This is a genomic window from Curtobacterium sp. AC272, from assembly GCF_979258155.1.
In genome coordinates this window covers 2524050-2546168 of the sequence record NZ_OZ409838.1, presented here as the reverse complement: position 1 = coordinate 2546168, position 22119 = coordinate 2524050, and the positions used below count along the sequence as shown (strand labels likewise).

The following is a 22119-nucleotide window of genomic DNA, read 5'->3' as shown; positions in this document are numbered from 1 at the left end:
TCTTCACGACGCAGCAGATCCGCCGCAGGATCGCAGACGGCCTGCGCGTCCTCGTCGTCGAGGCCCACGCGCCCCGCACCGATCCGGTCCTGCGCGCCGCTCTGGCCGGAGGCTGCCGCGACCGCACCGGGTTCGTGCGGCACGCGCACCTGCCGGTGCGACTGCGTCAGGCGAACGGGATCACGTGGACCGTGTGGCACTGCGGGCTGCCCGGCCCGTCGGTCGGTCCGCGTGGACCCCACGCCGGCCACGCATCAGCGCGCGGCGAGCACCTCGCGCAGGGACATCGGCGCCCGGCCGGTGATCCGCTCGACGTCGCCGGACACGTGCGCGAGCGCTCCCTCGGCGATCGCCGTGTAGGTGCTCACCCACGCATCGGCCTGCCACGGCTCCGGGTTCCACCGCGCACGTGATGCGTACGCCTCGTCGAGGGTCTCCGGGTGGTAGCTGACCGTGCGGCCGCGGACCTCGGACACGATCGCCGCCGCCTGGGCGAGGGTGATCGCCTCGGGGCCGGTGAGCTCGTACGTCTGGTCGCGGTGGGCGTCCGGGTCGTGCAGCACCGCGGTCGCGACACGGGCGACGTCCGCACGGGCGACCGCCGCCATGGCGCCGTCGCCTGCCGGGCCGCGGATCACGCCGTCCTCGCCGACGAGGTCCTCGACGAAGTCCAGGTAGAAGCTGTCCCGCAGGAACGTGTACGCCGTGTCGGTCGCGCGGATCGCCTGCTCGGTCGCCCAGTGGTCGCGGCCGAGGGTGAAGGTCGCGTCCTCGGCCGCGCCGAGGAACGACGTGTAGACGACGTGCCGCACGCCGGCTTCGGCAGCTGCTGCGACGAAGGTGCGGTGCTGGTCGAGCCGGTCCTCGGCCTCGGCCGCCGACACCATCAGGAGCACGTCGACCCCCTCGAGCGCCGCCCGGCTGGCGTCGGCGTCGGCGAACGTCGCGACCGCGACCTCGGCGCCGGGCAGCTCCGGGGCGCGCGCTGCGTCGCGCACGATCATCCGGAACGGCGCGCCGTCCGCGGCGAGCGCGCGTGCGACGGCGCCCCCGATGTTGCCGGTCGCTCCGGTGATGGCGATGGTCATGGTCGCTCCTTCGATCGGTGTCGCGTCGTTCTGATGGTCACGTCCGCACCGTCCTGGAGGCACGGATCACCGTGGGCGCGACCCTCGCCGCGTTCACGCCGTCGACCTCCACCGCCCACGCGCGCGCGGCGTCGTGGTCGCGTCCGTGACGCATGTGCCGACCGACCAGGCGGTCGACCCGAACCCCGTCGTCGACGGCGCAGAACCAGGTCTCGGTGAACAGACCGCCGAGCGCTGCCCACGGTTCGGCGCCGTCGAGCAGGTAGTTCCCCTCGGAGACCACGAGCCGGGCGGCCGGCGGGACGGCGATGCTGCCGGCGACGGGCTCGTCGATGCGGCGGTCGAAGTCCGGCGCCCACACGGTGGTGTCGGCAGCGACCAGTCGTCGGACCAGGGCGACGTAGCCGTCGGCGTCGAACGTGTCGACGGCGCCCTTGCGGTCGTGCCGGCCGAGGGCGTCGAGCGCCGCGTTCGACAGGTGGAAGCCGTCCATCGGCACCTGCACCGCGGTGCCGGCCCCGAGTCGCTCGTCGACGGCGGCGACCACGCGGCGGGCCAGGGTCGACTTGCCGGCACCGGGAGCACCCGCGATGCCGAGCACTGCCCGGGTCCCCGCCGAGGCCAGCTCGACCGCACGCTCGACGGCGTCGTCGACGCTGCTGTCCGGGTGGCTCACGGCCCCATCCTGGCAGAGCGCGCCGACACCGGACCAGGGTGGTTCACTGGCCGCATGGTCGATGCGACGAAGGCGTTCAGCGGGTTCTCGGTCCGGGACGTCCCGGAGGCGAAGGCGTTCTACCAGGACGTCCTGGGGGTCGAGGTCACCGAGGACCACGGCATGCTCTTCCTGCAACTCGGCGACGGCCACGGTGTCCTCGTCTACCCGAAGGGCCCTGCGCACGAGCCGGCGGGCTTCACGGTGCTGAACTTCCCCGTGCCGGACGTCGACGCCGCGGTGGACGAGCTCACGGCGAAGGGGGTCACGTTCCTGCAGTACGAGGGGATGACCGACGAGAAGGGCGTGAACCGCAAGGGCGGGCCGCTCATCGCCTGGTTCACCGACCCGTCGGGCAACGTGCTGAGCGTCGTCGCCGAGTGAACATGTTGTGTTCAGAAAGCTCGCGCCGGTTCCACTGACCGCCCTACCGTCGTCCCACACCGACGAGAGGACGGCCATGACCGCTGTGGTGGGACGACATTGGACCCGCGAGGAACTCCTCATCGAACGCGCGCGGGTCCGGGCGCAGTGGGACCTCGATGAACGAGAGTTCGCGCCGACCGAGCAGTGGCGCGACCTCTTCATCGACGAGTTTCTGGCACAGGACTGGCTCGACAGCATCTCCTTCCTGCTGGGTGAGCGATGACCGGCAGTGCGGAGTCAGCGGCGCAACAGCAGATGGAACTCGCGCAGGCTCTCCTGGACGCTTGCCTGCCCGGACACGGGGCGCGAGTCGACTACGACCTCGACGTGCCGAGCGGGACGATCGGGACGATCGTCATCCGCTGGTTCGACCACCTCGACGCGCTCGAGGTGAACGAGAGCCGGTTCACCCTGTTCCTCGCAGACGACCGGCAACCGCTGGTCCGTTTCGAGTTCCGAGAAGCGTTGACCGCCACCCCGCAGTCGCACTGGCACCTGCACGCCGAGCGCGGCTCGTTCAGTGCATTGCTGGCCAGGGCGGGCGACAACGGATCAGGGCGTCGCGACGCCGCTCGGCTGTCCTCGTTGCACTTCCCGCTCGGCGGCCCGCACTTCCGACCGAGTCTCGCCGACGTGGTGGAGTTCGTCATCGTCGAGTGCGGAGTCGATTCGCTCCCGACCTGGCGGTCAGCGGTGCACGAGTTCCGGAAGCAGTGGCGCCGAGGTGAAGCGGCCGCGACTGCTCGTCAGTTCCCCGCCGAGACCGCCGGGGCGCTCCGCGCACTCGGGTGGTCCGTCCAGCCGCCGGCACCCGCGGATGTCCCGGCGCAGTTCGCGACGCTGGCCGCCGGATGAGGCGTCAGCGGGTGAGCGCGCCCGCCCACGCCAGCGCGACGGGTACGAGCAGCCCGTGCCGGTGGTGCGGGAGCTCGGCGATGGGCAGCCAGCGCGACTCGTCGGTCGACCCGTCGATCTCGTCGCGCAGTGTGCCGCCGACGACCGTCGCGCGGAACACGACCTGCACGGCCTTCATCGGGCGACCGTTGGCGTGGATCCGGCGCTCGGCGGGGACGACGTGGTGCCGGACGCCGAGCAGGGCGCCGACCTCGGACTCGTACCCGGTCTCCTCGCGGACCTCGCGCACGACGGCCTGCTCGACGGTCTCGTCGAACTCGACGCCACCGCCCGGCAACGTCCACGTGCCGGCTTCGGGGAAGCGCAGCTTCGCCAGGAGCACCCGGTCACCGTCCGTGATCACGCCGTACGCGGCGAGCCGGGTGTCGTAGTCGGTGTACTCCATGGGCCGACCATGCCAGGTGGGCGAGCCGACGCACGCAAGCCGCGCCGTGCCTCCCGTCCGTGCTCCCGCCCGGAGTCCTCAGGCGTCGACGCGCGCTGCTGCCCAGCCGACCCGCATCCGGGCGACGGCGCGGTCGAAGCCGCTCAGCGGCTCGGCGTCGTCGCGGACCATCGCCTGCAGCTGCAGCCCTTCGAACAGCGCCATGAGCTGCTCGGCCGCGTGCCGGGGCGAGGCGCCCCGCGGCTCGCGTGCAGCGACGACGTCACGGACCAGGGCGAGGGTGAGGTCCTCGAACGCCCGGGTGTACTGGGTGCGGAACCACCCGGCTGCCGGGTGGCCGGGGTTCGACGCAGCGCTGAGCACGGCGATCCGGAGCCGGACGAGGGCCGGGTCTGTGATGCCGGCCTCGAGTCGGGCGCGCAGGTACGCGACGGCACCGGCTCGTTCGGCGACGGGCCACAGCGCGAGTCGGCTGCCGTTGTTCCACCGGTCGATGACCGCGACGACGAGGAGTTCCCACATCGGGAACGCTCGGCCGACCTCGGCGACCGGCACCCCGGCGTGCTCGGCGACCTCGTCCGGTCCGACCCGGTGGAAGTCCGTCGCGCGGTACGCCTCGATCGCACCGGACACGATACGTGCACGGAGATCGGCGTCGGGCGTGGGCATGCTGACGATTGTCCGGTCCCGGGGGCGACCACGCGACCGCCAGTTCAGGGGCGCGACGACGGCCAGTGCCGATCGAACGTCAGTGCCGATCGAAGGTCAGCGTCTCGTCGTCCAGGGCGGTGACGGCGCCGGTCCGGGCGAACTCCGCCCAGATCGCACGGAAGGCCCGGCCGCGCCGCTCGACCTCGGGCCAGTCGCGCGCGGGGACGAAGCGGGTGCCGGCCCAGGCCTCGCGGCCGCCGAGCAACAGCGGCAGGTCGCTCATGTGGACGGCGCCGGTCGGCGCGGTCGTCACGCCACGGAGGAGCCGGTAGGACGTCGCCCGCCCACCGGCTCGGCGGTGCCGCGCGGTGAAGCGTCGGACGTCGCGGCCGTAGATGACGTCGGAGAGCGGACGGACCACCCACCAGCGGAGCGCCGGGCGCAGGATCCGTGACCGAGCGACCCGCGACAGACCGCGGACCAACGGCACGTACATGCCGGTCTCGTCCGTCGCGGAACCGATCAGGACGTCGACGTCGGGAGCGACTCGGCTCCAGGCAGCGTCGAGGTCGCGTTCGGCGGGCAGCGGGGCGAACCCGTACTGGGTGCCGAACGGCATCCCGCCCGCCAGTCCGTACGGCGCAGCAGCCCGAGTACCGAGGGCCTGCCGTTCGAGCAGGTCGTCGAGCGGGGTGTCGGCGTGCACGGCACCGACGGCCCGGATCACCGCGCGGTTCATCCGGGACCGACCGCGGGACAACCCGAGCGGTGCGCTCTGGATGATCGCCCGGCGGAACAGCCCGGCCGCGCCGTCGCTGATCATCAGGTGGGCTGCTGCGTCGCCGCCGGCGGACTGCCCGAACACCGTGACGAGGTCGGGGTCGCCCCCGAACGCGGCGATGTTCGCCTGCACCCAGCGGAGCGACTCGAGCAGGTCGAGCAGTCCGAGGTTCGCCGGGATCGACGCCCCGTCACCCAGGAACCCGAGGACTCCGAGCCGGAAGGTCACCGACACCACGATCACGCGCTGCTCGGTCACGAGGTCGCGCGCGTCGTAGATCGGCAGGTCGCCGCCGCCGATGACGTACGAGCCGCCGTGGATCCAGACCATCACGGGCAGCCGCTCGTCGGGCGTCACATCGGCGGGCAGCGTGATCGACAGGCGCTGGCAGTGCTCGTCGACGGTGATGTCCTCGACCTCGCCGAGCAGCTGGTCGACGAACTGCGCGTGCGGCTGCGGCGCCACGGGGGACGGCGTCGACGCGTGCAGTTCGCTCGCGAAGGGCGGCATCGGCTCCGGCGGCGCGAACCGGTCGGCCCGCGCGTAGGGGATCCCGAGGACGCGGACGACGTCGCCGTCCACCGTCCCGACGATCCGGCCGGCCGGGGTGTCGAACGGGGCAGGCGTCGCGTCGAGCATGGGCTCCACGCTACCGAGGGTCGCTGACCCGCTCGTGGGTCGGCTCGGCGACCGGACGCAGCGAGCCGGATGCGGCGAAGGCGGCCACGAAGAGCACGGCGATCAACCAGAGTGCGCTGAGCGCGCCGACCTGCTCCGCGATCGCGCCGATGACGGGCGGGCCGGCGAAGTTCGCGAAGTACCCGATCGACGCGACGACGCTGACCCGGGCAGCCGGGTTCGGGCCGCTCTGCGCCGCTGCCGACATGCCGAGCGGGAACCCCATCGAGACGCCGACCGCCCAGAGGACCACGCCGATGAGCGTGAGCCACCAGGACGTGCCGACGATGAACAGGACGGCGCCGAGGATGCCGAGCGCGGTCGTCCAGCGGACCGTCCGGACCCGTCCGAGCCGGTCGACCACGGGGCCGGCGAAGACGCGCGTCGCGGCCTCGGAGACGGCGAACACGGTGAAGAAGAGTGCGCCGACCGTCGCTGTCTGGCCGTGTCCGTCGGTGGTCGCCAGGGCGAGCCAGTTGTTCGCCGACCCCTCGCCGAGTTCGACGCCGAGCATCACGACGCCGATCAGCAGCAAGCGGACGTCCGCCCAGCCACGTGCCCACTGCCGCAGGCGCTGCCGCGGTGTGAGCGTCGTGTCGTGTTCCTCGGCGCGCGTGCCGTCCGGGATCGCACGCATGGCGATCACGCCGACCACCAGGATGACGACGGCCTCACCGATCAACTGGGCCGAGGGGGTGATGCCCAGCCACGCGCAGAGGGCGGCGATCCCGGCGCCGAGGGCCGCGCCTCCCGACCAGGCGGCGTGCATCAGCGGGAGCAGCGTGCGACCGGCGAGCGCCTCGATCGCCGTGCCCTCGACGTTCGCCATGACGTCGAGCGCGCCGATCCCGGCACCGGCGACGACGAACCCGACGCTTGCGAGCGGCACGGAGTGCAGCGCAGCGGCGATGCCGATGAGCGCCAGTGCGGCGGGGACCAGGACGGCGACCGCCGTCAGGGCGCGTCGGCCGCCCAGGCGCCGGAGCAGCGGGGCGGCACTGAGTAGCCCGCCGATCGAGCCGATGGTGACCCCGCCGAGCATGAGGCCGATGGTGCCGATGTCGACACCGAGTTCGACGCGGAGCTCCGGGAGCCGTGGACCCCAGCCGGCCAGGCTGATCCCACCGATGGCGAACGCGACGATGATCGCGTTCCGCCACCCGGCGAGCTGGCTGCGGTCGACGTCGACCCCGGAGGTGTGCATCCGGCTATCGAACCCGCTTGATGGGGATCACCACAAGGGCACCGACGATGGCGATCGCGCCGGCGGCCCAGCACATGAGCGTGTAGTTGTCGGCGGCGTCGCCCGACCCGATCTTCAGGAAGAACAGTGCGACGGCCGGAGCGAGCGACTGCGGCAGCGCGTTGGCGATGTTGATGACCCCGAGGTCCTTGCCGGGGCGGTCGGCGTTCGGCAGCACGTCGACGACGAGCGCCGTGTCGATGGCCGAGTAGATGCCGTACGCGAAGCCCATGATGACCTCGGCCACGTAGAAGCCGTTCACGGTGTCGGCGTGCGCGAGCACGACCAGGCCGACGGCGAACATCGCCGTCGAGCCACCGACGAAGACCTTGCGACGGCCGATCTTGTCGGACGCCCACCCGGACAGCGCCGCGCTGACCAGGAGCGCGATCGTGTAGAGCAGCACACCGAAGGCGACGGCCGCGGTGGCCTCCTTCGCGTCCTCGATGCCGAGGTGCTTCTCCATGTAGAGCAGGCGGTAGGTCGTGAACATGAAGGTGGCGAAGATGATCAGGAAGCGCGACCACCAGGCGAACGCGAAGTCCGGGTTCTTGATCGGGTTCGTCCAGAACGAGGCGATGAGGTTCAGGAACGTGAACTTCTTCAGCTTGTACGTCGGCAGGTCGTCACGGGCGACCACGGCGTACACCGCGACGAGGATGATCGCCAGGATGCCGGGTGCGATGAACAGCACGGGCAGGTTCGCGACGAAGAACACCGACAGGTAGGTGCCGGCGAGCACGGCGATGTTCTGCGCGAGGGCGATGATGCTCGACGAGCGGCCGCGCTGCAGCTGGGGGACGTTGTCGGCGAAGCTCGCGAGCAGGGTGGCCAGCGTCGCGTTGGCGGCGAGCTGGGCGAGGAGCCAGGCCAGCGTCAGGTTCAGGACGTCGGGCGAGTAGGCGATCCAGGCCAGGGCGATCGCGAACACGACGACACCGCTCAGCAGCCAGGGCCGACGACGACCCCAGCGGGTGCGGGTGCGGTCGGACAGCGCGCCGGCGAGGGGTTCATGATGAGCGCACCGAACGCGCCGATCGGCAGCACCGAGCCGATGACGTTCGCCGCGTCGTCGCCGACCAGGGCCTGCGCCTTGAGCTGCATGCTGACGTAGACCGGTGCCATGAGTGCGACGAAGAGGCCGAACTGCCCGAGGAACAGGGCGATCTGGTAGCCGATGCCCACCTTCACGGTGCTGATCGGCTGGGTGATGCCCTCTTCGGGGTGCAACAGTGCCGGGCTGCCGGGTTCGGGTGTGCTCATGACGCCTCCTTGAGTCGATGCTGGTGGCCAAAACCGTCCTGTGCACGGTTTTGACTGGCTGAGCATACATCGACAGGTGTCGTTCATGTACCGACGTGCGACACGGAGGGACGCAAAAACTACACACCGGGTGGTTTTGGGGTAGCGTCGTCATCGATCTCGCCGTGGAGCATCGCTCCTCGACGGACTGCGACACCCGGTGCTTCGACACCTGGGAGTCGCGACCCCCAGACAGGACCGAAGGAGCCTCTGCAATGCCCACCACTTCTGTGCAGCTGTACTCGCTGCGAGACGCCATCGCCGAAGACCTCGACAAGGCCATCGCCCGCGTCGCCGAGATCGGGTACGAGAACGTCGAGCCCTACGCGTTCGTCGAGCGTGCCACGGACCTCGAGCGTGCCTTCGCCGCGACCGGCCTCACGGCACCGTCCGGCCACGTCGCCGTGATCGACGCCGAGGACACCGCGCCGATCTGGGACGCCGCCGAGCGCCTCGGCATCCAGACGGTCATCGACCCGTTCATCCCGACCGACCGCTGGCAGACCGCCGACGACGTCGCGAAGATCGCCGAGCGCGTCAACGTCCTGACCGCCGAGGCAGCCTCGCGCGGCCTGAAGTTCGGCTACCACAACCACCAGTGGGAGTTCACGAACAAGGTCGACGGTCGCACGGTCTACGACCACTTCGTCGAGCAGATCAGCCCGGAGACGGTGCTCGAGCTCGACACCTTCTGGGCCACCGTCGGCGGCGCCGACGCCCCCGCCGTCCTGCGGGCACTCGGCGACCGCGTCGTCGCCATCCACGTCAAGGACGGCAAGGTCGACGGTGACATCCTCACCGCACTGCCCTCGTCGGAGAGCGCGCTCGTCGTGCCCGAGGCGCTGCAGCGTGCGTTCGAGAACCAGACCCCCGCGGGCCAGGGCGACGTGAATGTGGCGGGCATCCTCGCCGCGGCGCCGCAGGCCATCCGCGTCGTCGAGTTCGACGCCTACTCCGGCGACGTCTTCCAGGGCATCACCGAGTCCCTCGCATGGCTGAAGGACAACGACAAGTGAGCCGCATCGGAGTCGGCATCATCGGTGCGGGGAACATCTCGGACCAGTACCTGACGAACCTGACCCAGTTCGCCGACGTCGAGGTCCTGATGGTCGCCGACCTCATCCTCGAGCGCGCCGCGTCCCAGGCCGAGAAGTACGGCGTGCCCGCGTCCGGCACGGTCGAGGAGCTCCTCGCCCGCGACGACATCCAGATCGTGGTGAACATCACGATCCCCGCCGAGCACGCCAAGGTCGGCCAGCAGATCATCGCTGCCGGCAAGCACACCTGGAGCGAGAAGCCGGTCGCGACGAACGCCTCGGACGCGCAGGAGCTGCTGGCAGCCGCTGCGGCCGCCGGTGTCCGCTACGCCTGCGCGCCCGACACCGTCCTCGGTGCCGGCATCCAGACCGCCATCCGCGCCATCGCCCGCGGCGACATCGGCACGCCGCTCACCGCGACGACGATGTTCCACGTGCCCGGACCGGACCAGTGGCACCCGGACCCCGAGTTCCTGTACGCCCAGGGCGCCGGTCCGCTGTTCGACATCGGCCCGTACTACGTCACGACGCTCCTGCACGCCTTCGGTGCCGCCTCGCGCGTGCAGGCCGTGTCGTCGAAGTCCCGCGAGACGCGTGTGATCGGCTCCGGCCCCCGCGCCGGCACCGAGTTCGCCGTCGAGGTGCCCACGCACCACGCAGCGCTCATCTCGTTCGAGGGCGGCCAGTCGGCCCAGACGACCCTGTCGTTCCAGCACGCGCTGCCCCGCAACGGCTTCGTCGAGATCAACGGCTCCGAGGGCACCATCGTGCTGCCGGACCCGAACGTCTTCGACGGCGACAGCACGCTGTGGACGCTCGGCAAGGACGAGCCGACCACGCTCGAGCACAAGGGCTCCACCTGGGGCCGTGGCACGGGTGTCGTCGAGCTGGCCCGCGCGATCGCCGAGGGCCGCCCGGAGCGCGCCTCCGGTGCCGTCGCGTCGCACGCGCTGGACGTCATGCTCGGCATCCGCGACGCCGCCGAGTCGGGTCAGTCCGTCGAGATCACCTCGTCGATCGACCCGATCCAGCCGCTCCCCGAGGACTTCGACCCCGCCGCCGCGGTCCTCGCCGAGGTCGCGAACGCGTAGTCACGTCGTGCGTCGCGCACCGCGCCGCACCTGGTGAGCAGAAATGGTCGGGTCCCGAACGGGGACCCGACCATTTCTGCTCACGAAGCGCACGCGCCACGCACGCGCCGCACGCGCACGCGCCACGCGCCACGCTCACTCCGGCGGCGCCGGCACGATCTGCTCGAGCAACCGCAGCACCTTCTCGCCGTCGACCGCCTCGGGGTCGAGCAACCACTGCACCTGCAGCCCGTCGGACGCCGCGATGCTCAGCGAGGCGAGGTCGACCGGGTCCAGGTCGCTGCGGATCCGCCCCGCTGCCTGGTCCGCCGCGATCAACGCGGCCAGGTCGGCCCGGAGCCGCGTGAACCGCTCCCGCATGAAGTCACGGGTCGCCGGGTGGCCCTCCTGCACGGCGTCGGCCGCGAGCGTCGTGTAGAGCTGCACCAGGCCCGGCACCGCACGGTTGCGCGAGGCACTGTCGCGCATGTCCCCGATCGCCGACTTCAACCGGTCGGGCGCCCCTGCTCGCGCACCTCGTGCTCGCGGTAGACGGCGAGCAGCAGTTCGTCACGGCTGGGGAAGTAGTGGCGGAGCGCCGCGTGGGTGATCCCGAGGGCCTCGGCCACGGACCGCAGCGACGATGCGTCGACGCCCTGTTCCGCGACCATGCGGATCATCTCGTCGAGGATCTGGGTCCGGCGCTCGGCTCCCTTGCGGTACCCGCCGCGTCGCGGCGGGGCCGCGTCGTCGTCGGCGGGGTGCGTCATGCACCCAACTTACCGCTGGAAGGTTTTTCCGCCACCGTCTGGAGGCCCGCAGCGATCCGGTACCGCGCCTCCCGTCGACGGGTGCTCGCGTCGACCGCCTCGGTCGCGTCGGGCCGGTCGCGTCGGGCCGGTCGCGCCAGCCCCGGGCTCGTCAGCCCTGGTCGTCGACGGTGTACTCGTCGACCGGCGTCGGCTCACCGTCGGCGAGCGCGTCGACGATCCTGGTCAGCGACTCTGCGAGCACGGCGTTGTCGGCGTCGGACAGGTGGTCGAGGACCCCGACCACAGCCTCGTGGAAGCGGGCGTACGAGGCATCGATCTTCTCGGCGGCCAGGTCGGTGGGTTCGAGGACCTGCGCGCGACGGTCGGTGGGGTGCGCGGTGCGGACGAGGAGTTCCTTGTCGACGAGCGCGTCCACGAGCTTCGTGACCGAGGCGTTCGACACGGTCAGCATGACGGCGAGGTCCTTGGGGCCCATGGTGCGGCCGTCGCGGTGGGCCTGGAGCATGTACCGGATCGCCAGGGACTCGTTCTTGCTCAGCCCGCTCTCGATGCGTGCGGACTCGATCTGCTGCTCTTCGGCATGCTGGAGGCGCAGCAGCGCGTCGACGGCGGTCTTCGCAGCCTCGGATCGGGGCTCGTGGGCGTAGAGGTGGACGTGCTCTCGACGGACGACGGTCAACGGCATGTGATCATGCGCTCCTTGCTACGCGGCGGGGACGGTGAAGAAGTCGGCGTACGCCGGCTCGGCGCGACCGGCGAGGAGCGACGGGTCCTCGATGCGGCGCTCGACGTAGGCGTCGATGACGGCCGGGTCGGTCAGACCGATGCGGGTGTGGCTGCCACCGATCCGTGCCGCCCGTGGCATCCCGGAGTACGTGCTGTGCATGTCTGATCCCGCCCTTCTGCGGCCGTTCGTCCCCTGCGGACGCTCGAACTCTTTCACGACGTGAACGTTTTCCGCAACGAACGATTCGCAAACTGTACGTTTCGCGCGCCGAACCGGTTCAGATCATCGCCGCGGCCATCACCGTCACCGCGATCCCCATGGCGAGCGTCTCGACGACGGGGAGCGCGCGGGTCCGACGCCGGATGCCGTCCCGCACCATGTGGGCGGTGAGCAGCAGGTAGCCGGTGGTCAGGCCGCCGAGGACGACCTGCCACGTGACCGCGACCGCACCGCCGTGTCCGTGCATGCCGACACCCGCCATGCCGGTCATGCCGGGGTCGTGCGCCATGCCGACCCCGAGCGCCCCCATCACCAGCAGACCGAGCGCCGCGTGCAGTCGCCCGAACCGACCGTGCGCCGAGGTGCCCCGGACCGCCGGAGCCGACCCGGGCCTCCCGTCCGAACCGGACGCACCGGACGCACTCTGCACCCGGTGCACCGCCGCGACCACCACGGCGAGCAGCGCGAGCACCACGAACCAGAGCACCCCGGGCAGCACGCGCGGACCGAAGGCCCCGTCCACCATCGCGGCCACCATCACCACTGCCGCCACCACGTCGACCGCACGGCCGGGGCGCCACGCCCCGACCGTGCAGCAGGCCCCGGCGGACGCCGGCACGATCGCGGCGAGCCCGAGCAGGTCGGTCACGTCAGTGTCCGTGCCCGTGGTCGTGCTGGTGCTCGGCTGCGTCGTGTGCGGCCCCGACGGCGCCGGAGACGTGGTGCGAGCAGTGCGACCCGGCGGACGCCCCGATGGCCGCCGGCACGTTCAGCGCCGGGTTCCGCGGGAAGAACCCGTACGGCTTGAGCGTGAACTTGGCGTAGTCGACCGGCATGACGGGCCAGTCCTCGGGCCGCGGGAAGTGCGTCGGGCCGAAGGTGTGCCAGAGCACGATGTCCTCGCCGTCGAGCGGACGGTCCCCCTCGACGTACCGGGCGACCCCGTCGCCGCCGGGGTTCTGGTGCACGAAGTCGCCGGCGGCGAAGCGCTCCGCCGGGTCGTACTGCGTGACGTACAGGTGCTTGCGGGCGAACTCGGCACGGGCGGCAACCGAGGACGAGTCGTCGGCGAGCAGCACGGGGGCGTCCTGCGGGTACAGCACGTAGCCGGTGGCGCGGTCGAGGTGGTTGCGCTCCTCGGTGTTCGAGACGAACCACGTGCGTGCCTTGGACGCGTCGGCGAGACGGCCGGACGACGACTCCGACGCGATCCGGGTCACCGACTTCGTGAACGCGTTGCCGTGCTCGTTGCCCGGTCCGACCGGCACCCGCACGGCATCGACCTCGTCCACGGCGTTCGACAGTCCGTCGACCATCATGTCGAGCCGTGCCGAGAACAGGTGCTGGTGGTACGGGGCACCGAGGCCCGGGGCCACCTCGGAGGCGTACGGGTAGTCCCCGCCGTCGACGGAGCGCCCCGGGTACGAGCTGGTGAAGAGCACGCCGGTGAGCTTCGCCTCGCACTCGATCGTGCCGTCCAGGTACAGGTACCAGTAGAAGCCGTAGTCGTAGTTGCCGACGGTGGTGAAGAACGAGATCACCAGGCGCCGGGACCGACGGACCTCCTGCGAACCGGTGTAGATGTCGCCGTGCTTCCAGAGCGTGCCGAAGTCCTCCTCGTGCATGCAGATGCCGTTGCGGATGGTCTGCGGGTTGCCGAGCTCGTCGGCCAGGACGGCGTCGAAGTACTGGATCTCGCCGACGCAGTCGCGGCCGAGCTCGAGCGAGTTCGTGAACCGACCGAACAGGTACTCGCCGGTGTCGAAGTAGTTCTGCCAGAACCGCACCGGAGACGGGTCGCCGTACGGCACGAGCATCTCGTCGATCGAGGCCCGGTACACGATCGGGCGCAGCCGCTCGCCGTCCTGCCACGAGAGCTGGCGGAGCACGAGTCCCTCGCGGGCGTCGAAGCCGACCTGGAACCGCCAGTTCGCCCACTCGACGAACTCGCCGTCGACGCGGAACGACGGCCCTCGGGCTGGGTGATGACGATCGGCTTGAGGTCGAGCGGTTCGCCCTGCATCGCGGGGTCGTCGAAGTTCCCCGAGGTGGTCGGAACGGGCATGTCCGCCACGTCCACGATCCGCGTGACGGCCCGGTTCGCCGCGTCGACGTACGCCGACAGGCCGTCGACGGGGTGCGCCCACACGTGGTCGGCCGGGTGGTCCTGCTTGAAGGCGAGCACGCGCAGGATGCGCCGACCGACCTCCTCCGGGTAGTCGTAGTACCCGGCGGACAGCGGCACGCACTTGACCTCGTCGGCGGACAGGCCGCGCTTCGCCAGGGCGGCGACCCAGCGCTCGTCCGCGTTCGCGATCTCGCCGACGGCGTCGAACTCCTCGATCAGGACGGGCAGCTGTCCGCGGGACCCGTCGAGCACGTCGGTCCGCAGGACCGTGCCGGTGGTGATCGACACGACGCGGTCGGTGGAGCGACCGGTCGCCATGTCGAGCAGCATCACCCGGGCCGTGCGGTCCGGCAGGGGGCCGTCGCCGGCCTGCCACGCCAGGACCTCCTGCTTGTGCGGCTCCTCGAGGCCGACGTAGGCGAAGCGGGTGGTGTCGGTCCAGTCCGGCTGCGCCGTGACGAGGTCGCGCACGGCGGTGAACTCGTCGGGCGTCAGGCTGCCGAGCGGGTGCGTGGTGGTCTGGGTGTCGGTGGTCGGGTCGGTGATCGTCATGTGCGTGGTGCTCCTTGCGCGTTGCGTCGTGCGTGGGGTCAGGTCGGTTCGGCCGGGAGGCGCGTGGTGCGCCCGGCGGGTCAGCTCTCGGTGGCGAGCCGGTCGAGCATCTGCTCGTAGCGGCTCCGACTGCGGCGTCGCAGCACCACCGCCTGCACCACGCCGATGACGGGGACGACCACGACCAGTCCGGTGAGCACGATGCTCACGACGCCGAAGACGCTCGCGCCCGAGGCGTCGACGTCGCCGACGAGCGTCGGGAAGTTCACCCAGATCAGGACGGCGGCGGCGACGAGTCCGAGGAACCCGAGGACGGGCGCGACGATGGTGTTCCAGACCCGCCGGTCCCCGGGGTTGCGGCGGAAGTACACGATGACGGCCAGGCTCGTCGCGGCCATCAGGATCGCGACGCCCAGGGTGGCGACACCGGCGAACCAGCTGAACACCTGCAGCACCGGGTCGAGGCCGAGCACCGCGAACAGCACCATCAGCACGGCGGCGGTGACGGTCTGCACCAGGCTCGAGGTGTGCGGCGACGCGTGCTTCCGGTGCACGTCGCCGAGCCGGCCGGGCAGCAGCGACGCGTTCGCCATCGAGTGCTGGTACCGGGTGATGACGTTGTGGAACGACAGGACGCAGGCGAACATGCTCGTCAGCAGCAGCACGTTGAGCACGGCTTCCCCGGCGCTGCCGATGTACTGCGCGGCGGTGGTGAGGATGAGTGATCCGGGGTCCTTCGCGACCTCGGCGAGGATGCCGTCGGGGCCCCAGGCCATCACGAGCCCCCACGACGCGAGTGTGTAGAAGACACCGATGCCGATCACGGCCGTGTAGGTCGCACGGGGGATGGTCCGCTCCGGGTCCTTCGCCTCGTCGCGGAAGATCGCGGTGGCCTCGAACCCGATGAACGCGGCGATGGCGAACATCAGCCCGACGCCGGGCGACCCGGACATGATCTGCGTCGGCTCGAACGGTGCGAGGGACAGGCCGTCGGCCCCGCCGCGGAACACGATCGCCGCGACCAGGACGAGCACGATGCCGACCTCACCGACGAGCATCACACCGAGCACCTTGCTCGACAGGTCGATGTGCCGGTAGCCGAGCATCCCGACCAGGGCCACGACGACCAGGGACCAGACGTACCAGGGGATGTCCGGTCCGCCGAGACCCGTGACGGTGACGCCGAGCAGGTATCCGATGTAGCCGTGCACGCTGACCTGGATGGTCGTGTACGTCAGGAGCGCCAGCGTGGCGGCTCCCGCGCCGGCCGGCCGACCGAGCCCGTGCCCGACGAACGTGAAGAACGCGCCGGGCCGCGGCACGTGCCGGGTCATCGCCGCCAGGCCCACCGAGAACAGCAGCAGCACGACGGCCGACGCGGCGTACAGCGACGGGAACCCGACGCCGTTGCCGAGCAGCATGCCGAGCGGGGCGGCTCCGCCGACGACGGTGAGCGGGGCGGCGGCCGCGACGACCATGAACACGATCGCGGTGACGCCGAGCGAGCCGCGCATGGTCCGCTGCGGCGCGGGCGCGGCTCCGAGTGACGCGGGGTCCTTCGTGATGCTGGACATCGTGGCCTTCCGGGTGGGTGGAACGGGGTGGGTGGGGATCGCAGGTGGTGGTGCTGGGTGTGACCACGGTCCCGTGCCGCCGTTGCGGTGCCGTTCCACCGGCGTGAAGCCCTGTCGCCGCCGAATGGGACGTGCTCGTCGGAGGCGTCTCATTTGCGTGAGACGCCGCCGAAACACCACCGAGACACGGGCGCAACGGCGCAGCCCTACGGTTGCCGCATGACCGCGCTCGACCGAGCCATCGCCGACCCGCCCCGGGTGCCCGGCGTCGGCACGCGCTCCCCCGTCGACGGGTTGTCGCGGAGGAGCATCGGCCCGGTCGACGTCCTCGCGCAGTCGGTGTCGGCCGTGGCACCGTCCGCTGCCGCGACCACGATCCCGGTCCTCGTCGCGACGGTCGCGGGGCAGGGTGCCACGTGGTCGCTCCTGGCGGCGATGGCGCTGTCGTTCCTGGTCGGGCGGACGGTGAACCAGTTCGTCCGACGCGTCGCCGGCACCGGGTCGCTCTACACCTACGTCTCGCTCGGGCTCGGCCCGGTCGCCGAGGTCGTCGCGGGCGCCGCCCTGCTGCTCGGGTACGGCTTCATCGCGATGTTCTCGCTCACCGGCAGCGGCTACTACCTCGACTACCTGCTGTCCCGCTTCGTGCCGGCCGCCGGCGACGACGCCCTGGTCACGATCGTCGTGGTGCTGGTGATGGGCGCGGCCGTCTTCGCGGTGATCGCGCTCGGGGTCCGGTTGTCGACCCGGCTGACGTTGCTCGTCGAGTCACTGTCGGTGGCGGTCATCGTGGTCCTGATCGTCGCGCTGGTCGCGCGCCTGCACCCGGCCGACGTCTCCGCCGTCGCCCTCGGGCCGACGCAGCCGGCGTCGTTCGCGGTCGGCACCGCCCTCGCCGTGACCGCGTTCGTCGGGTTCGAGAGCGCGTCGGTGCTCGGTGTGGAGGCCCGGCGCCCGTTCCAGGCGATCCCCCGCGCGATCTCGTGGACCGTCCTCGTCGCCGGCGTGCTCTACGTGGTCAGCGCTGCGGCCCAGCAGATGGGGTTCGCCGCCGTGGGCGCCGACCTGGCGTCGAGCGCCTCACCCGTGAACGAGCTGGCGAACGCCTTCGGCATGCAGTGGATCGGGTGGGCGCTCGACCTCGGGATCGCGGCGTCGTTCGCGGCGTGCGCGATCGCCTCGACCACGGCGCTCGTGCGGGTCCTGTTCGCGATGGGCCGCGAGGGGGTCCTGCCCCGGGTGCTCGGCCGGGCGTCGCCACGCTTCCGGACCCCGTTCGTGGCCGGCGCGGTCGCGTGCGGCGTGCTCACGGTGCTGCCGGTCCTGGGCCTGGCGAGCGGGATCCCGACGTGGACGCTGATGGAGGCCGAGCTCGTCGTCGCCGCCCTCGGGTACATCGCCGCGTACGCCCTGACGTGCTTCGCGGCCCCGGTGTTCCTGCGGCGCATCGGCGAGCTGACGGTGGGGGTCGCGGTGGTCGCCGTCACGACCGGGGTCCTGCTCACCGCCGTCCTGCTCACCTACCTCGGGGTCGAGGCCGCGTCGTCCCGTTGGCCGGCAGTCGCCCTCGCCGTCGGGACGGTCGCCGCGGTGGTGGTCGCGTTCCTGGTGGCCACGCGTCGGCGACCCTGGCGGCGGGGTCGGAGCCGCGCCGTGTACGACGTGCCGGTCGAGGCGGACCTGCTGGGGGCCTCCCGTCCGTCCGCCGGAACCGGCCACCAGGCGGAGGTGCGGTGAGCGAACCCGGACTCCGCGCGCGGCAGCCGAAGGCGATCCAGAACGCCCTCGCGGTGCTGGAGGCCGCCGCGCACGCGGGACCGGGCGTCACCGCCCAGCAGATCTCGGACGCCCTCGGGATGCCGCGGGCCACCACGTACCGGCTCATCACCCTGCTCGTCGAGGACGAGTACCTCGTCCGGTTGCCGGACCTGCGCGGTTTCGCCCTCGGCCACAAGGTCGCCGACCTGGCCGGGGTGTCGCCGGCTCCGGCACTCGCACCGCTGCCCCGGGCCGTGCGGTCGGTGCTCGCCGACGTCCGCTCCGCCGTGCGCGCGGGCGTGCACCTGGCGCGCTACGACGCCGCCGGTGTGCGCGACATCGACGTCGACCCGGACTTCCCGCTGCTCGACGAAGCCGCGCTCCGGGCCACACCCGGGTCGAGTGCGATGGGGCGGTTGCACGCCGAAGGGGGTCTCGGACCGGTCCACCAGGTGGGGGCGTTCACGGCGGGTTTCGGGTGCCTGGCGCTCCCGGTCCGCGGCGAGCGCGGCGAGCTCGTGGCGGGGCTGACCCTGTCCGCGCCGGCGGCCCGGGTGTCGTCGCCGGGTGACGCGTTGGTGCACCTGCGCCGGGCGGTGACGCGGCTCGAGCCGCTGCTCGGCTGACCGGCTCGCGGACAGCGGTGCGGTCCCGGCATAGCGTGGGCGCGTGGACCTCGAACTCAAGAACCGTGTCGCACTCGTCGTCGGAGGCAAGGGGTACATCGGTGCCGCCGTCGCCGACCGCCTCCGGGCCGAGGGGGCGACCGTCGTCGTCGCGTCCCGCACGGCCGAGGACTCCGACAGCGGCGTGTCGATCGACACCGCCTCGCAGGAGTCGGTGGACGCCGGCATCGCCACCGTCCTCGAGCGGCACGGGCGCATCGACGTGCTGGTCGTGACCGCTGCCCCGAGCGCGAGCACCCTCGACCCGGCCCGGAAGTCCGACCCCGAGCAGGTCCTCGACGCGATCGACGGCAAGGCGCTCGGGTTCCTCCGCGTCGCGAACGCCGTGCTCCCCGCCCAGCGCGAGGCCGGATTCGGCCGCGTGGTCGTCGTGAGCGGGCAGAACGCCTACTTCTCCGGCAACATCACGGCGTCGCTCCGGAACACGGCGGTGAGCGTCATCGCGAAGAACCTGGCCGACGACGTGGCGGGTACCGGGGTCACGGTGAACGTCGTCAACCCCGGGACCGTGACGGACAACCCGTCCGCCGAGGTCCGGCCGGGAGGCCCCGGCGACTCGACCCCGCAGCAGATCGCCGACCTCATCGCGTTCCTGTCGTCGCCGCTGAACGCGGTGTCCGGCGAGTCCGTCTCGATCGCGCACCGCCAGCGGGGATCCGTCGTGGTCTGATCCCCGAGTACCCGGTGCTCGCCCCTCGCTTCACCCGCAGGGACGAAGCGCTTCGCTCCTGCGCCCGATGCCCCGGCGACTCCGGACCGCGAGTCTGGTGACATGGAGTCCTCGACGAAACACACGATCGCCACGCTGCTGCTCTGCGCCGCGATCGTCGCCACGACCGTCATCGCCCTCGCCGCCATGACCCCGGGCGCGTGACGTCGGTCCGCGCTGCCCGGCGTGGGCGGCATGCGATGATCGAGCCGTGACGGACCGGCGCACGTTCATCCGGCCGCTCGCCACCCGTTCGATCGTCGTCGACGTGGCGTGGGCGGTCCTGGCGGCGTTGGTCTTCCTGCTGCCGCTCGAGGTCGAGCTCGAGCACGCGAGCTTCTTCGCCGTGCTCGCTGCCGCCGGCGCGATCGCGCTCCGTCGGGTGTCCCCGTCGGCGGCGATGCTCATGGTGGTCGTCCTCGGGATCATCCAGGTCGGCGGCGGCGAGCGCCCGTCACTCGTCGACCTCGCCATCTTCGTCGTCATCGGCACCGCGGCCGTCGTCGGGACCCGGACCGAGGTCATCCTCTCCGGAGTGCTCGCGCTCGTCGCGGGCGTCGGCGCGACGTTCTACCTCGCCGTCACCGGCTTCCGGTACCTGGTGCTGCTCAACGGCCCCCGCGACCAGGCGTTCCTCGCGATGGCCGCACCGGTCGCCGCGCTCCTCGGGGTGTGGGCCGGCGGGGTCGCCGTCCGTGCGTTCCGGTCGCGCGACCGCGAGTCCGTCCGCCGTGCCGACGCCGAGGCGGCCGCATCGCGCGCCGAGGCGGTGGCCACCGAGGCCGAGGCGACCGCCACCCGCGCCATCGACGTCGCGGAGTCGGAGCGCATCCGCGCGGACATCGCCCGCGACGTCCACGACGTCGTCGGCCACTCACTCGCGGTGATCATCGCGCAGGCGGACTCCGTGCCGTTCCTGGCCGACGAGGCCCGTGTCCGCGAGGTCAGCGCGACCATCGCGAGCACCGCCCGCAGCTCGCTGGTCGAGGTCCGCCAGGTCCTCGGGCACATCGACGGGTCGGGGTCGACGACCGATCCCGGCTCGCTCGAGGAGATCGTGCAGGGCATCCGCGACGCCGGGGTCGACGTCGACCGCACGGTGCGCGGTGTCCCCGTCCCGCTCCGCCCGGACACCGGCACGGCAGCCCGGCGCGTGCTGCAGGAGATGCTCACCAACGCGCTCCGGCACGGTGCCCCGGGGCTGCCCGTCGTGGTCCGTGAGACCTGGCGGAGCGCCGACGTCGTGCTCGAGGTCGAGAACGTCGTCGGCGACGGCACCACCGGGGGCTCCGGCCGCGGCATCGACGGCATGCACACCCGCCTCACCGCACTCGGCGGGTCGTTCGACGCCGCCGCGCTGGACGACGTGTTCGCCGCACGCGCCCGCATCCCGTTCGACGTCCAAGGGGACCCGTCCGATGACCGAACCGATCAGGATCCTGCTCACCGACGACCAGGCGCTGTTCCGCGCCGGTCTGCGCGTGGTGCTCGACGCGCAGGAGGACATGCAGGTGGTGGGTGAGGCCGCGGACGGCGCCGAGGCCCTCGCCCGCATCCAGGAACTCCGACCCGACGTCATGCTGCTCGACATGCGGATGGCCGGGATGGACGGCGTCGAGACCGTCCGGCAGCTGTTCTCCGGCGCCGTCGAGGGCCCGCTCCCCCGCGTCGTCGTGCTCACCACGTTCGGCCTCGACCCCGCTGCCGCGACCGCGATCCGACTCGGCGCGAGCGGCTTCCTGCTCAAGGACGCCACCCCGACGTTCCTGTTCGCGGCGGTCCGGGCGGTGCACGAGGGCAGCTCGGTGATCGCCCCGAACGACCTCGCGCAGCTGTTCGGGGCCGACGTCGCGAGGGCACCGGCGCCGCAGCCGCCCGAGTTCCAGGCGCTGACCGAGCGTGAGCGGGTGGTGTTCGGCTGGGCGTCCCGCGGGCTCTCGAACGCCGAGATCGCGACGAAGGAGTACGTCACCGAGTCGACCGTGAAGACCCAGATCTCGAGCATCCTCGGCAAGCTCTCGCTGCGGGACCGCGTGCAGCTCGTGGTCTACGCGCACGACCACGGACTGGCGGGCACCCGCGACGCGTCCTAGGCCGCTGCGACCTCGTCGAGGATCGCCTCGACCGCAGCCGGGTCGTGCGCGAACCGACCGAGGAACAGCCCGCTGATCCGCCCTGCACCTCGCGTGAGCAGCCCCGGCCCGGCGCTGCCCTCGTACAGCACGGTGCTCCCGCGCAGCTCGGGTCGCGTGGCAAGGTGATGCTCGATCCCCGCGAGCACCGCCACGATGTGGTCGTCCGGCGCCGGCGCGGGCGCACCGATCGCCCACACCGGCTCGTAGGCGACGGTCATCGCCCCGGCCAGACCGTCCGCGACGGCCGTCGAGACACCACGGTCGAGCTGCGCGGTCACCTCCGCCACCGCTTCCGCTGCACCCGACGGGGAGGCTCGGGTCGTCTCTCCGACACAGAGGAGCGGACGCAGGTGGTTGCGGAAGGCCGCGTGCACCTTCGCGGTGACGGTCGCGTCGTCCTCGTGGAACAGGGAGCGTCGTTCGGCGTGCCCGATCTCGACCAGGTCGACCCCGATCTCCCGCAGTTCGGCGCCGGAGACCTCGCCGGTGAACGCTCCTTCGTCGGCCCACGACAGGTCCTGCGCGGCGAGGAGCACCCCGACCCGGAGAGCACATCGCGCACGGGCA

Annotated in this window: 26 protein-coding genes and 1 pseudogene; 10 read left to right on the top strand and 17 right to left on the bottom strand. The window is 71.8% G+C overall.

What is annotated here, in order from left to right; translation table 11 throughout:
* Positions 1 to 254 precede the first annotated feature (254 nt).
* Positions 255 to 1088, bottom strand: coding sequence for an SDR family oxidoreductase (locus tag ACZZ0J_RS13040; protein WP_463437242.1), 834 nt, complete (start codon positions 1086 to 1088; stop codon positions 255 to 257).
* A 37-nt stretch (positions 1089 to 1125) separates the two neighbouring features.
* Positions 1126 to 1764, bottom strand: coding sequence for a nucleoside/nucleotide kinase family protein (locus tag ACZZ0J_RS13035; RefSeq protein ID WP_463437240.1), 639 nt, complete (start codon positions 1762 to 1764; stop codon positions 1126 to 1128).
* A gap of 54 nt (positions 1765 to 1818) precedes the next feature.
* Between ACZZ0J_RS13035 and ACZZ0J_RS13030 the strand changes: the two genes are divergently transcribed.
* From ACZZ0J_RS13030 to ACZZ0J_RS13020, 3 genes are all read left to right on the top strand, one after another.
* Complete coding sequence (locus ACZZ0J_RS13030; RefSeq protein WP_463437238.1) at positions 1819 to 2187, top strand: VOC family protein; 369 nt, start codon at positions 1819 to 1821, stop codon at positions 2185 to 2187.
* 76 nt (positions 2188 to 2263) lie between these two features.
* Positions 2264 to 2452 carry a hypothetical protein gene (locus ACZZ0J_RS13025; RefSeq protein WP_148053812.1) on the top strand — a complete coding sequence of 63 codons (189 nt, stop codon included), beginning with the start codon at positions 2264 to 2266 and terminating at the stop codon, positions 2450 to 2452.
* Entirely contained in the window at positions 2449 to 3084 is a 636-nt protein-coding gene (locus tag ACZZ0J_RS13020; RefSeq protein ID WP_463437236.1) for a hypothetical protein, read from the top strand. Before ACZZ0J_RS13025 ends, ACZZ0J_RS13020 begins: the two co-directional genes overlap by 4 nt.
* 4 nt (positions 3085 to 3088) lie before the next feature.
* Here the strand turns inward: ACZZ0J_RS13020 and ACZZ0J_RS13015 are convergent, their stop codons facing one another.
* From ACZZ0J_RS13015 to ACZZ0J_RS12990, 6 genes are all read right to left on the bottom strand, one after another.
* Positions 3089 to 3529, bottom strand: coding sequence for an NUDIX hydrolase (locus ACZZ0J_RS13015; RefSeq protein WP_123294468.1), 441 nt, complete (start codon positions 3527 to 3529; stop codon positions 3089 to 3091).
* A gap of 78 nt (positions 3530 to 3607) precedes the next feature.
* A complete protein-coding gene (locus ACZZ0J_RS13010; protein ID WP_463437234.1) occupies positions 3608 to 4198 on the bottom strand; it encodes a TetR/AcrR family transcriptional regulator in 591 nt (196 codons plus the stop codon).
* Between the two features lie 79 nt (positions 4199 to 4277).
* Positions 4278 to 5600: a carboxylesterase family protein gene (locus ACZZ0J_RS13005; RefSeq protein WP_463437233.1), complete on the bottom strand. Its 1323-nt coding sequence runs from the start codon at positions 5598 to 5600 to the stop codon at positions 4278 to 4280.
* A gap of 10 nt (positions 5601 to 5610) precedes the next feature.
* On the bottom strand, positions 5611 to 6843 hold the full coding sequence (locus tag ACZZ0J_RS13000) for an MFS transporter (protein ID WP_463437232.1): 1233 nt from the start codon (positions 6841 to 6843) through the stop codon (positions 5611 to 5613).
* Positions 6844 to 6847: 4 nt separating this feature from the next.
* On the bottom strand, positions 6848 to 7876 hold the full coding sequence (locus ACZZ0J_RS12995; RefSeq protein ID WP_463438184.1) for an MFS transporter: 1029 nt from the start codon (positions 7874 to 7876) through the stop codon (positions 6848 to 6850).
* Positions 7825 to 8145 (bottom strand): hypothetical protein, encoded by a 321-nt coding sequence (locus ACZZ0J_RS12990; protein ID WP_463438250.1) that lies wholly within the window; start codon positions 8143 to 8145, stop codon positions 7825 to 7827. The genes ACZZ0J_RS12995 and ACZZ0J_RS12990 overlap by 52 nt, the downstream gene beginning before the upstream one ends.
* Before the next feature lie 254 nt (positions 8146 to 8399).
* Here ACZZ0J_RS12990 and ACZZ0J_RS12985 point away from each other — a divergent pair, with 254 nt between their 5' ends.
* A complete protein-coding gene (locus ACZZ0J_RS12985) occupies positions 8400 to 9200 on the top strand; it encodes a sugar phosphate isomerase/epimerase family protein (RefSeq protein WP_194647185.1) in 801 nt (266 codons plus the stop codon).
* Complete coding sequence (locus tag ACZZ0J_RS12980; RefSeq protein WP_463437231.1) at positions 9176 to 10312, top strand: Gfo/Idh/MocA family protein; 1137 nt, start codon at positions 9176 to 9178, stop codon at positions 10310 to 10312. The genes ACZZ0J_RS12985 and ACZZ0J_RS12980 overlap by 25 nt, the downstream gene beginning before the upstream one ends.
* A gap of 135 nt (positions 10313 to 10447) precedes the next feature.
* Here ACZZ0J_RS12980 and ACZZ0J_RS12975 read toward each other — a convergent pair whose 3' ends face one another.
* The 8 genes and pseudogenes from ACZZ0J_RS12975 to ACZZ0J_RS12940 all read right to left on the bottom strand — a co-directional run bounded on the left by ACZZ0J_RS12975 (position 10448) and on the right by ACZZ0J_RS12940 (position 16264).
* Complete coding sequence (locus ACZZ0J_RS12975) at positions 10448 to 10780, bottom strand: TetR family transcriptional regulator C-terminal domain-containing protein (protein ID WP_463437230.1); 333 nt, start codon at positions 10778 to 10780, stop codon at positions 10448 to 10450.
* A gap of 17 nt (positions 10781 to 10797) precedes the next feature.
* Positions 10798 to 11061: a TetR/AcrR family transcriptional regulator gene (locus ACZZ0J_RS12970; protein WP_463437229.1), complete on the bottom strand. Its 264-nt coding sequence runs from the start codon at positions 11059 to 11061 to the stop codon at positions 10798 to 10800.
* 151 nt (positions 11062 to 11212) lie between these two features.
* Positions 11213 to 11749 carry a MarR family winged helix-turn-helix transcriptional regulator gene (locus ACZZ0J_RS12965; protein ID WP_123671273.1) on the bottom strand — a complete coding sequence of 179 codons (537 nt, stop codon included), beginning with the start codon at positions 11747 to 11749 and terminating at the stop codon, positions 11213 to 11215.
* An 18-nt stretch (positions 11750 to 11767) separates the two neighbouring features.
* Positions 11768 to 11950, bottom strand: coding sequence for a hypothetical protein (locus ACZZ0J_RS12960; protein ID WP_123292879.1), 183 nt, complete (start codon positions 11948 to 11950; stop codon positions 11768 to 11770).
* A gap of 118 nt (positions 11951 to 12068) precedes the next feature.
* The gene (locus tag ACZZ0J_RS12955; RefSeq protein WP_463437228.1) at positions 12069 to 12659 is read right to left on the bottom strand and encodes a hypothetical protein; all 591 of its coding nucleotides are present in this window, start codon (positions 12657 to 12659) and stop codon (positions 12069 to 12071) included.
* Between the two features lies 1 nt (position 12660).
* On the bottom strand, positions 12661 to 14157 hold the full coding sequence (locus ACZZ0J_RS12950) for a copper amine oxidase (RefSeq protein WP_463437227.1): 1497 nt from the start codon (positions 14155 to 14157) through the stop codon (positions 12661 to 12663).
* Positions 14145 to 14690: pseudogene (locus ACZZ0J_RS12945) on the bottom strand (primary-amine oxidase); the annotation flags it as partial. The pseudogene ACZZ0J_RS12945 and the gene ACZZ0J_RS12950, both read right to left, overlap by 13 nt.
* 80 nt (positions 14691 to 14770) lie before the next feature.
* Entirely contained in the window at positions 14771 to 16264 is a 1494-nt protein-coding gene (locus ACZZ0J_RS12940; protein WP_111083738.1) for an APC family permease, read from the bottom strand.
* A gap of 219 nt (positions 16265 to 16483) precedes the next feature.
* Here ACZZ0J_RS12940 and ACZZ0J_RS12935 point away from each other — a divergent pair, with 219 nt between their 5' ends.
* The 5 genes from ACZZ0J_RS12935 (at position 16484) to ACZZ0J_RS12915 (ending at position 21510) form a co-directional block, all read left to right on the top strand.
* Positions 16484 to 18001, top strand: a complete 1518-nt coding sequence (locus tag ACZZ0J_RS12935) for an APC family permease (RefSeq protein ID WP_463437226.1) — start codon at positions 16484 to 16486, stop codon at positions 17999 to 18001.
* Positions 17998 to 18648 (top strand): helix-turn-helix domain-containing protein, encoded by a 651-nt coding sequence (locus ACZZ0J_RS12930; protein WP_307860834.1) that lies wholly within the window; start codon positions 17998 to 18000, stop codon positions 18646 to 18648. Before ACZZ0J_RS12935 ends, ACZZ0J_RS12930 begins: the two co-directional genes overlap by 4 nt.
* 43 nt (positions 18649 to 18691) lie before the next feature.
* Positions 18692 to 19378 carry an SDR family NAD(P)-dependent oxidoreductase gene (locus ACZZ0J_RS12925; protein ID WP_463437225.1) on the top strand — a complete coding sequence of 229 codons (687 nt, stop codon included), beginning with the start codon at positions 18692 to 18694 and terminating at the stop codon, positions 19376 to 19378.
* A 250-nt stretch (positions 19379 to 19628) separates the two neighbouring features.
* The gene (locus ACZZ0J_RS12920) at positions 19629 to 20939 is read left to right on the top strand and encodes a sensor histidine kinase (protein WP_463437224.1); all 1311 of its coding nucleotides are present in this window, start codon (positions 19629 to 19631) and stop codon (positions 20937 to 20939) included.
* Positions 20836 to 21510, top strand: coding sequence for a response regulator (locus ACZZ0J_RS12915; protein ID WP_463437223.1), 675 nt, complete (start codon positions 20836 to 20838; stop codon positions 21508 to 21510). The genes ACZZ0J_RS12920 and ACZZ0J_RS12915 overlap by 104 nt, the downstream gene beginning before the upstream one ends.
* Here ACZZ0J_RS12915 and ACZZ0J_RS12910 read toward each other — a convergent pair.
* Positions 21507 to 22088, bottom strand: a complete 582-nt coding sequence (locus tag ACZZ0J_RS12910) for a triose-phosphate isomerase family protein (protein ID WP_463437222.1) — start codon at positions 22086 to 22088, stop codon at positions 21507 to 21509. The genes ACZZ0J_RS12915 and ACZZ0J_RS12910 overlap by 4 nt on opposite strands.
* Between the last annotated feature and the right edge of the window lie 31 nt (positions 22089 to 22119).

Coding starts and splice junctions, on each gene's coding strand:
- ACZZ0J_RS13040 (WP_463437242.1), bottom strand. CDS start 1,088: ATGACCATCGCCATCACCGGAGCGACCGGCAACATCGGGGGCGCCGTC.
- ACZZ0J_RS13030 (WP_463437238.1), top strand. CDS start 1,819: ATGGTCGATGCGACGAAGGCGTTCAGCGGGTTCTCGGTCCGGGACGTC.
- ACZZ0J_RS13025 (WP_148053812.1), top strand. CDS start 2,264: ATGACCGCTGTGGTGGGACGACATTGGACCCGCGAGGAACTCCTCATC.
- ACZZ0J_RS13020 (WP_463437236.1), top strand. CDS start 2,449: ATGACCGGCAGTGCGGAGTCAGCGGCGCAACAGCAGATGGAACTCGCG.
- ACZZ0J_RS13015 (WP_123294468.1), bottom strand. CDS start 3,529: ATGGAGTACACCGACTACGACACCCGGCTCGCCGCGTACGGCGTGATC.
- ACZZ0J_RS13010 (WP_463437234.1), bottom strand. CDS start 4,198: ATGCCCACGCCCGACGCCGATCTCCGTGCACGTATCGTGTCCGGTGCG.
- ACZZ0J_RS13005 (WP_463437233.1), bottom strand. CDS start 5,600: ATGCTCGACGCGACGCCTGCCCCGTTCGACACCCCGGCCGGCCGGATC.
- ACZZ0J_RS13000 (WP_463437232.1), bottom strand. CDS start 6,843: ATGCACACCTCCGGGGTCGACGTCGACCGCAGCCAGCTCGCCGGGTGG.
- ACZZ0J_RS12990 (WP_463438250.1), bottom strand. CDS start 8,145: ATGAGCACACCCGAACCCGGCAGCCCGGCACTGTTGCACCCCGAAGAG.
- ACZZ0J_RS12985 (WP_194647185.1), top strand. CDS start 8,400: ATGCCCACCACTTCTGTGCAGCTGTACTCGCTGCGAGACGCCATCGCC.
- ACZZ0J_RS12980 (WP_463437231.1), top strand. CDS start 9,176: ATGGCTGAAGGACAACGACAAGTGAGCCGCATCGGAGTCGGCATCATC.
- ACZZ0J_RS12975 (WP_463437230.1), bottom strand. CDS start 10,780: ATGCGCGACAGTGCCTCGCGCAACCGTGCGGTGCCGGGCCTGGTGCAG.
- ACZZ0J_RS12970 (WP_463437229.1), bottom strand. CDS start 11,061: ATGACGCACCCCGCCGACGACGACGCGGCCCCGCCGCGACGCGGCGGG.
- ACZZ0J_RS12965 (WP_123671273.1), bottom strand. CDS start 11,749: ATGCCGTTGACCGTCGTCCGTCGAGAGCACGTCCACCTCTACGCCCAC.
- ACZZ0J_RS12960 (WP_123292879.1), bottom strand. CDS start 11,950: ATGCACAGCACGTACTCCGGGATGCCACGGGCGGCACGGATCGGTGGC.
- ACZZ0J_RS12940 (WP_111083738.1), bottom strand. CDS start 16,264: ATGTCCAGCATCACGAAGGACCCCGCGTCACTCGGAGCCGCGCCCGCG.
- ACZZ0J_RS12935 (WP_463437226.1), top strand. CDS start 16,484: ATGACCGCGCTCGACCGAGCCATCGCCGACCCGCCCCGGGTGCCCGGC.
- ACZZ0J_RS12915 (WP_463437223.1), top strand. CDS start 20,836: ATGACCGAACCGATCAGGATCCTGCTCACCGACGACCAGGCGCTGTTC.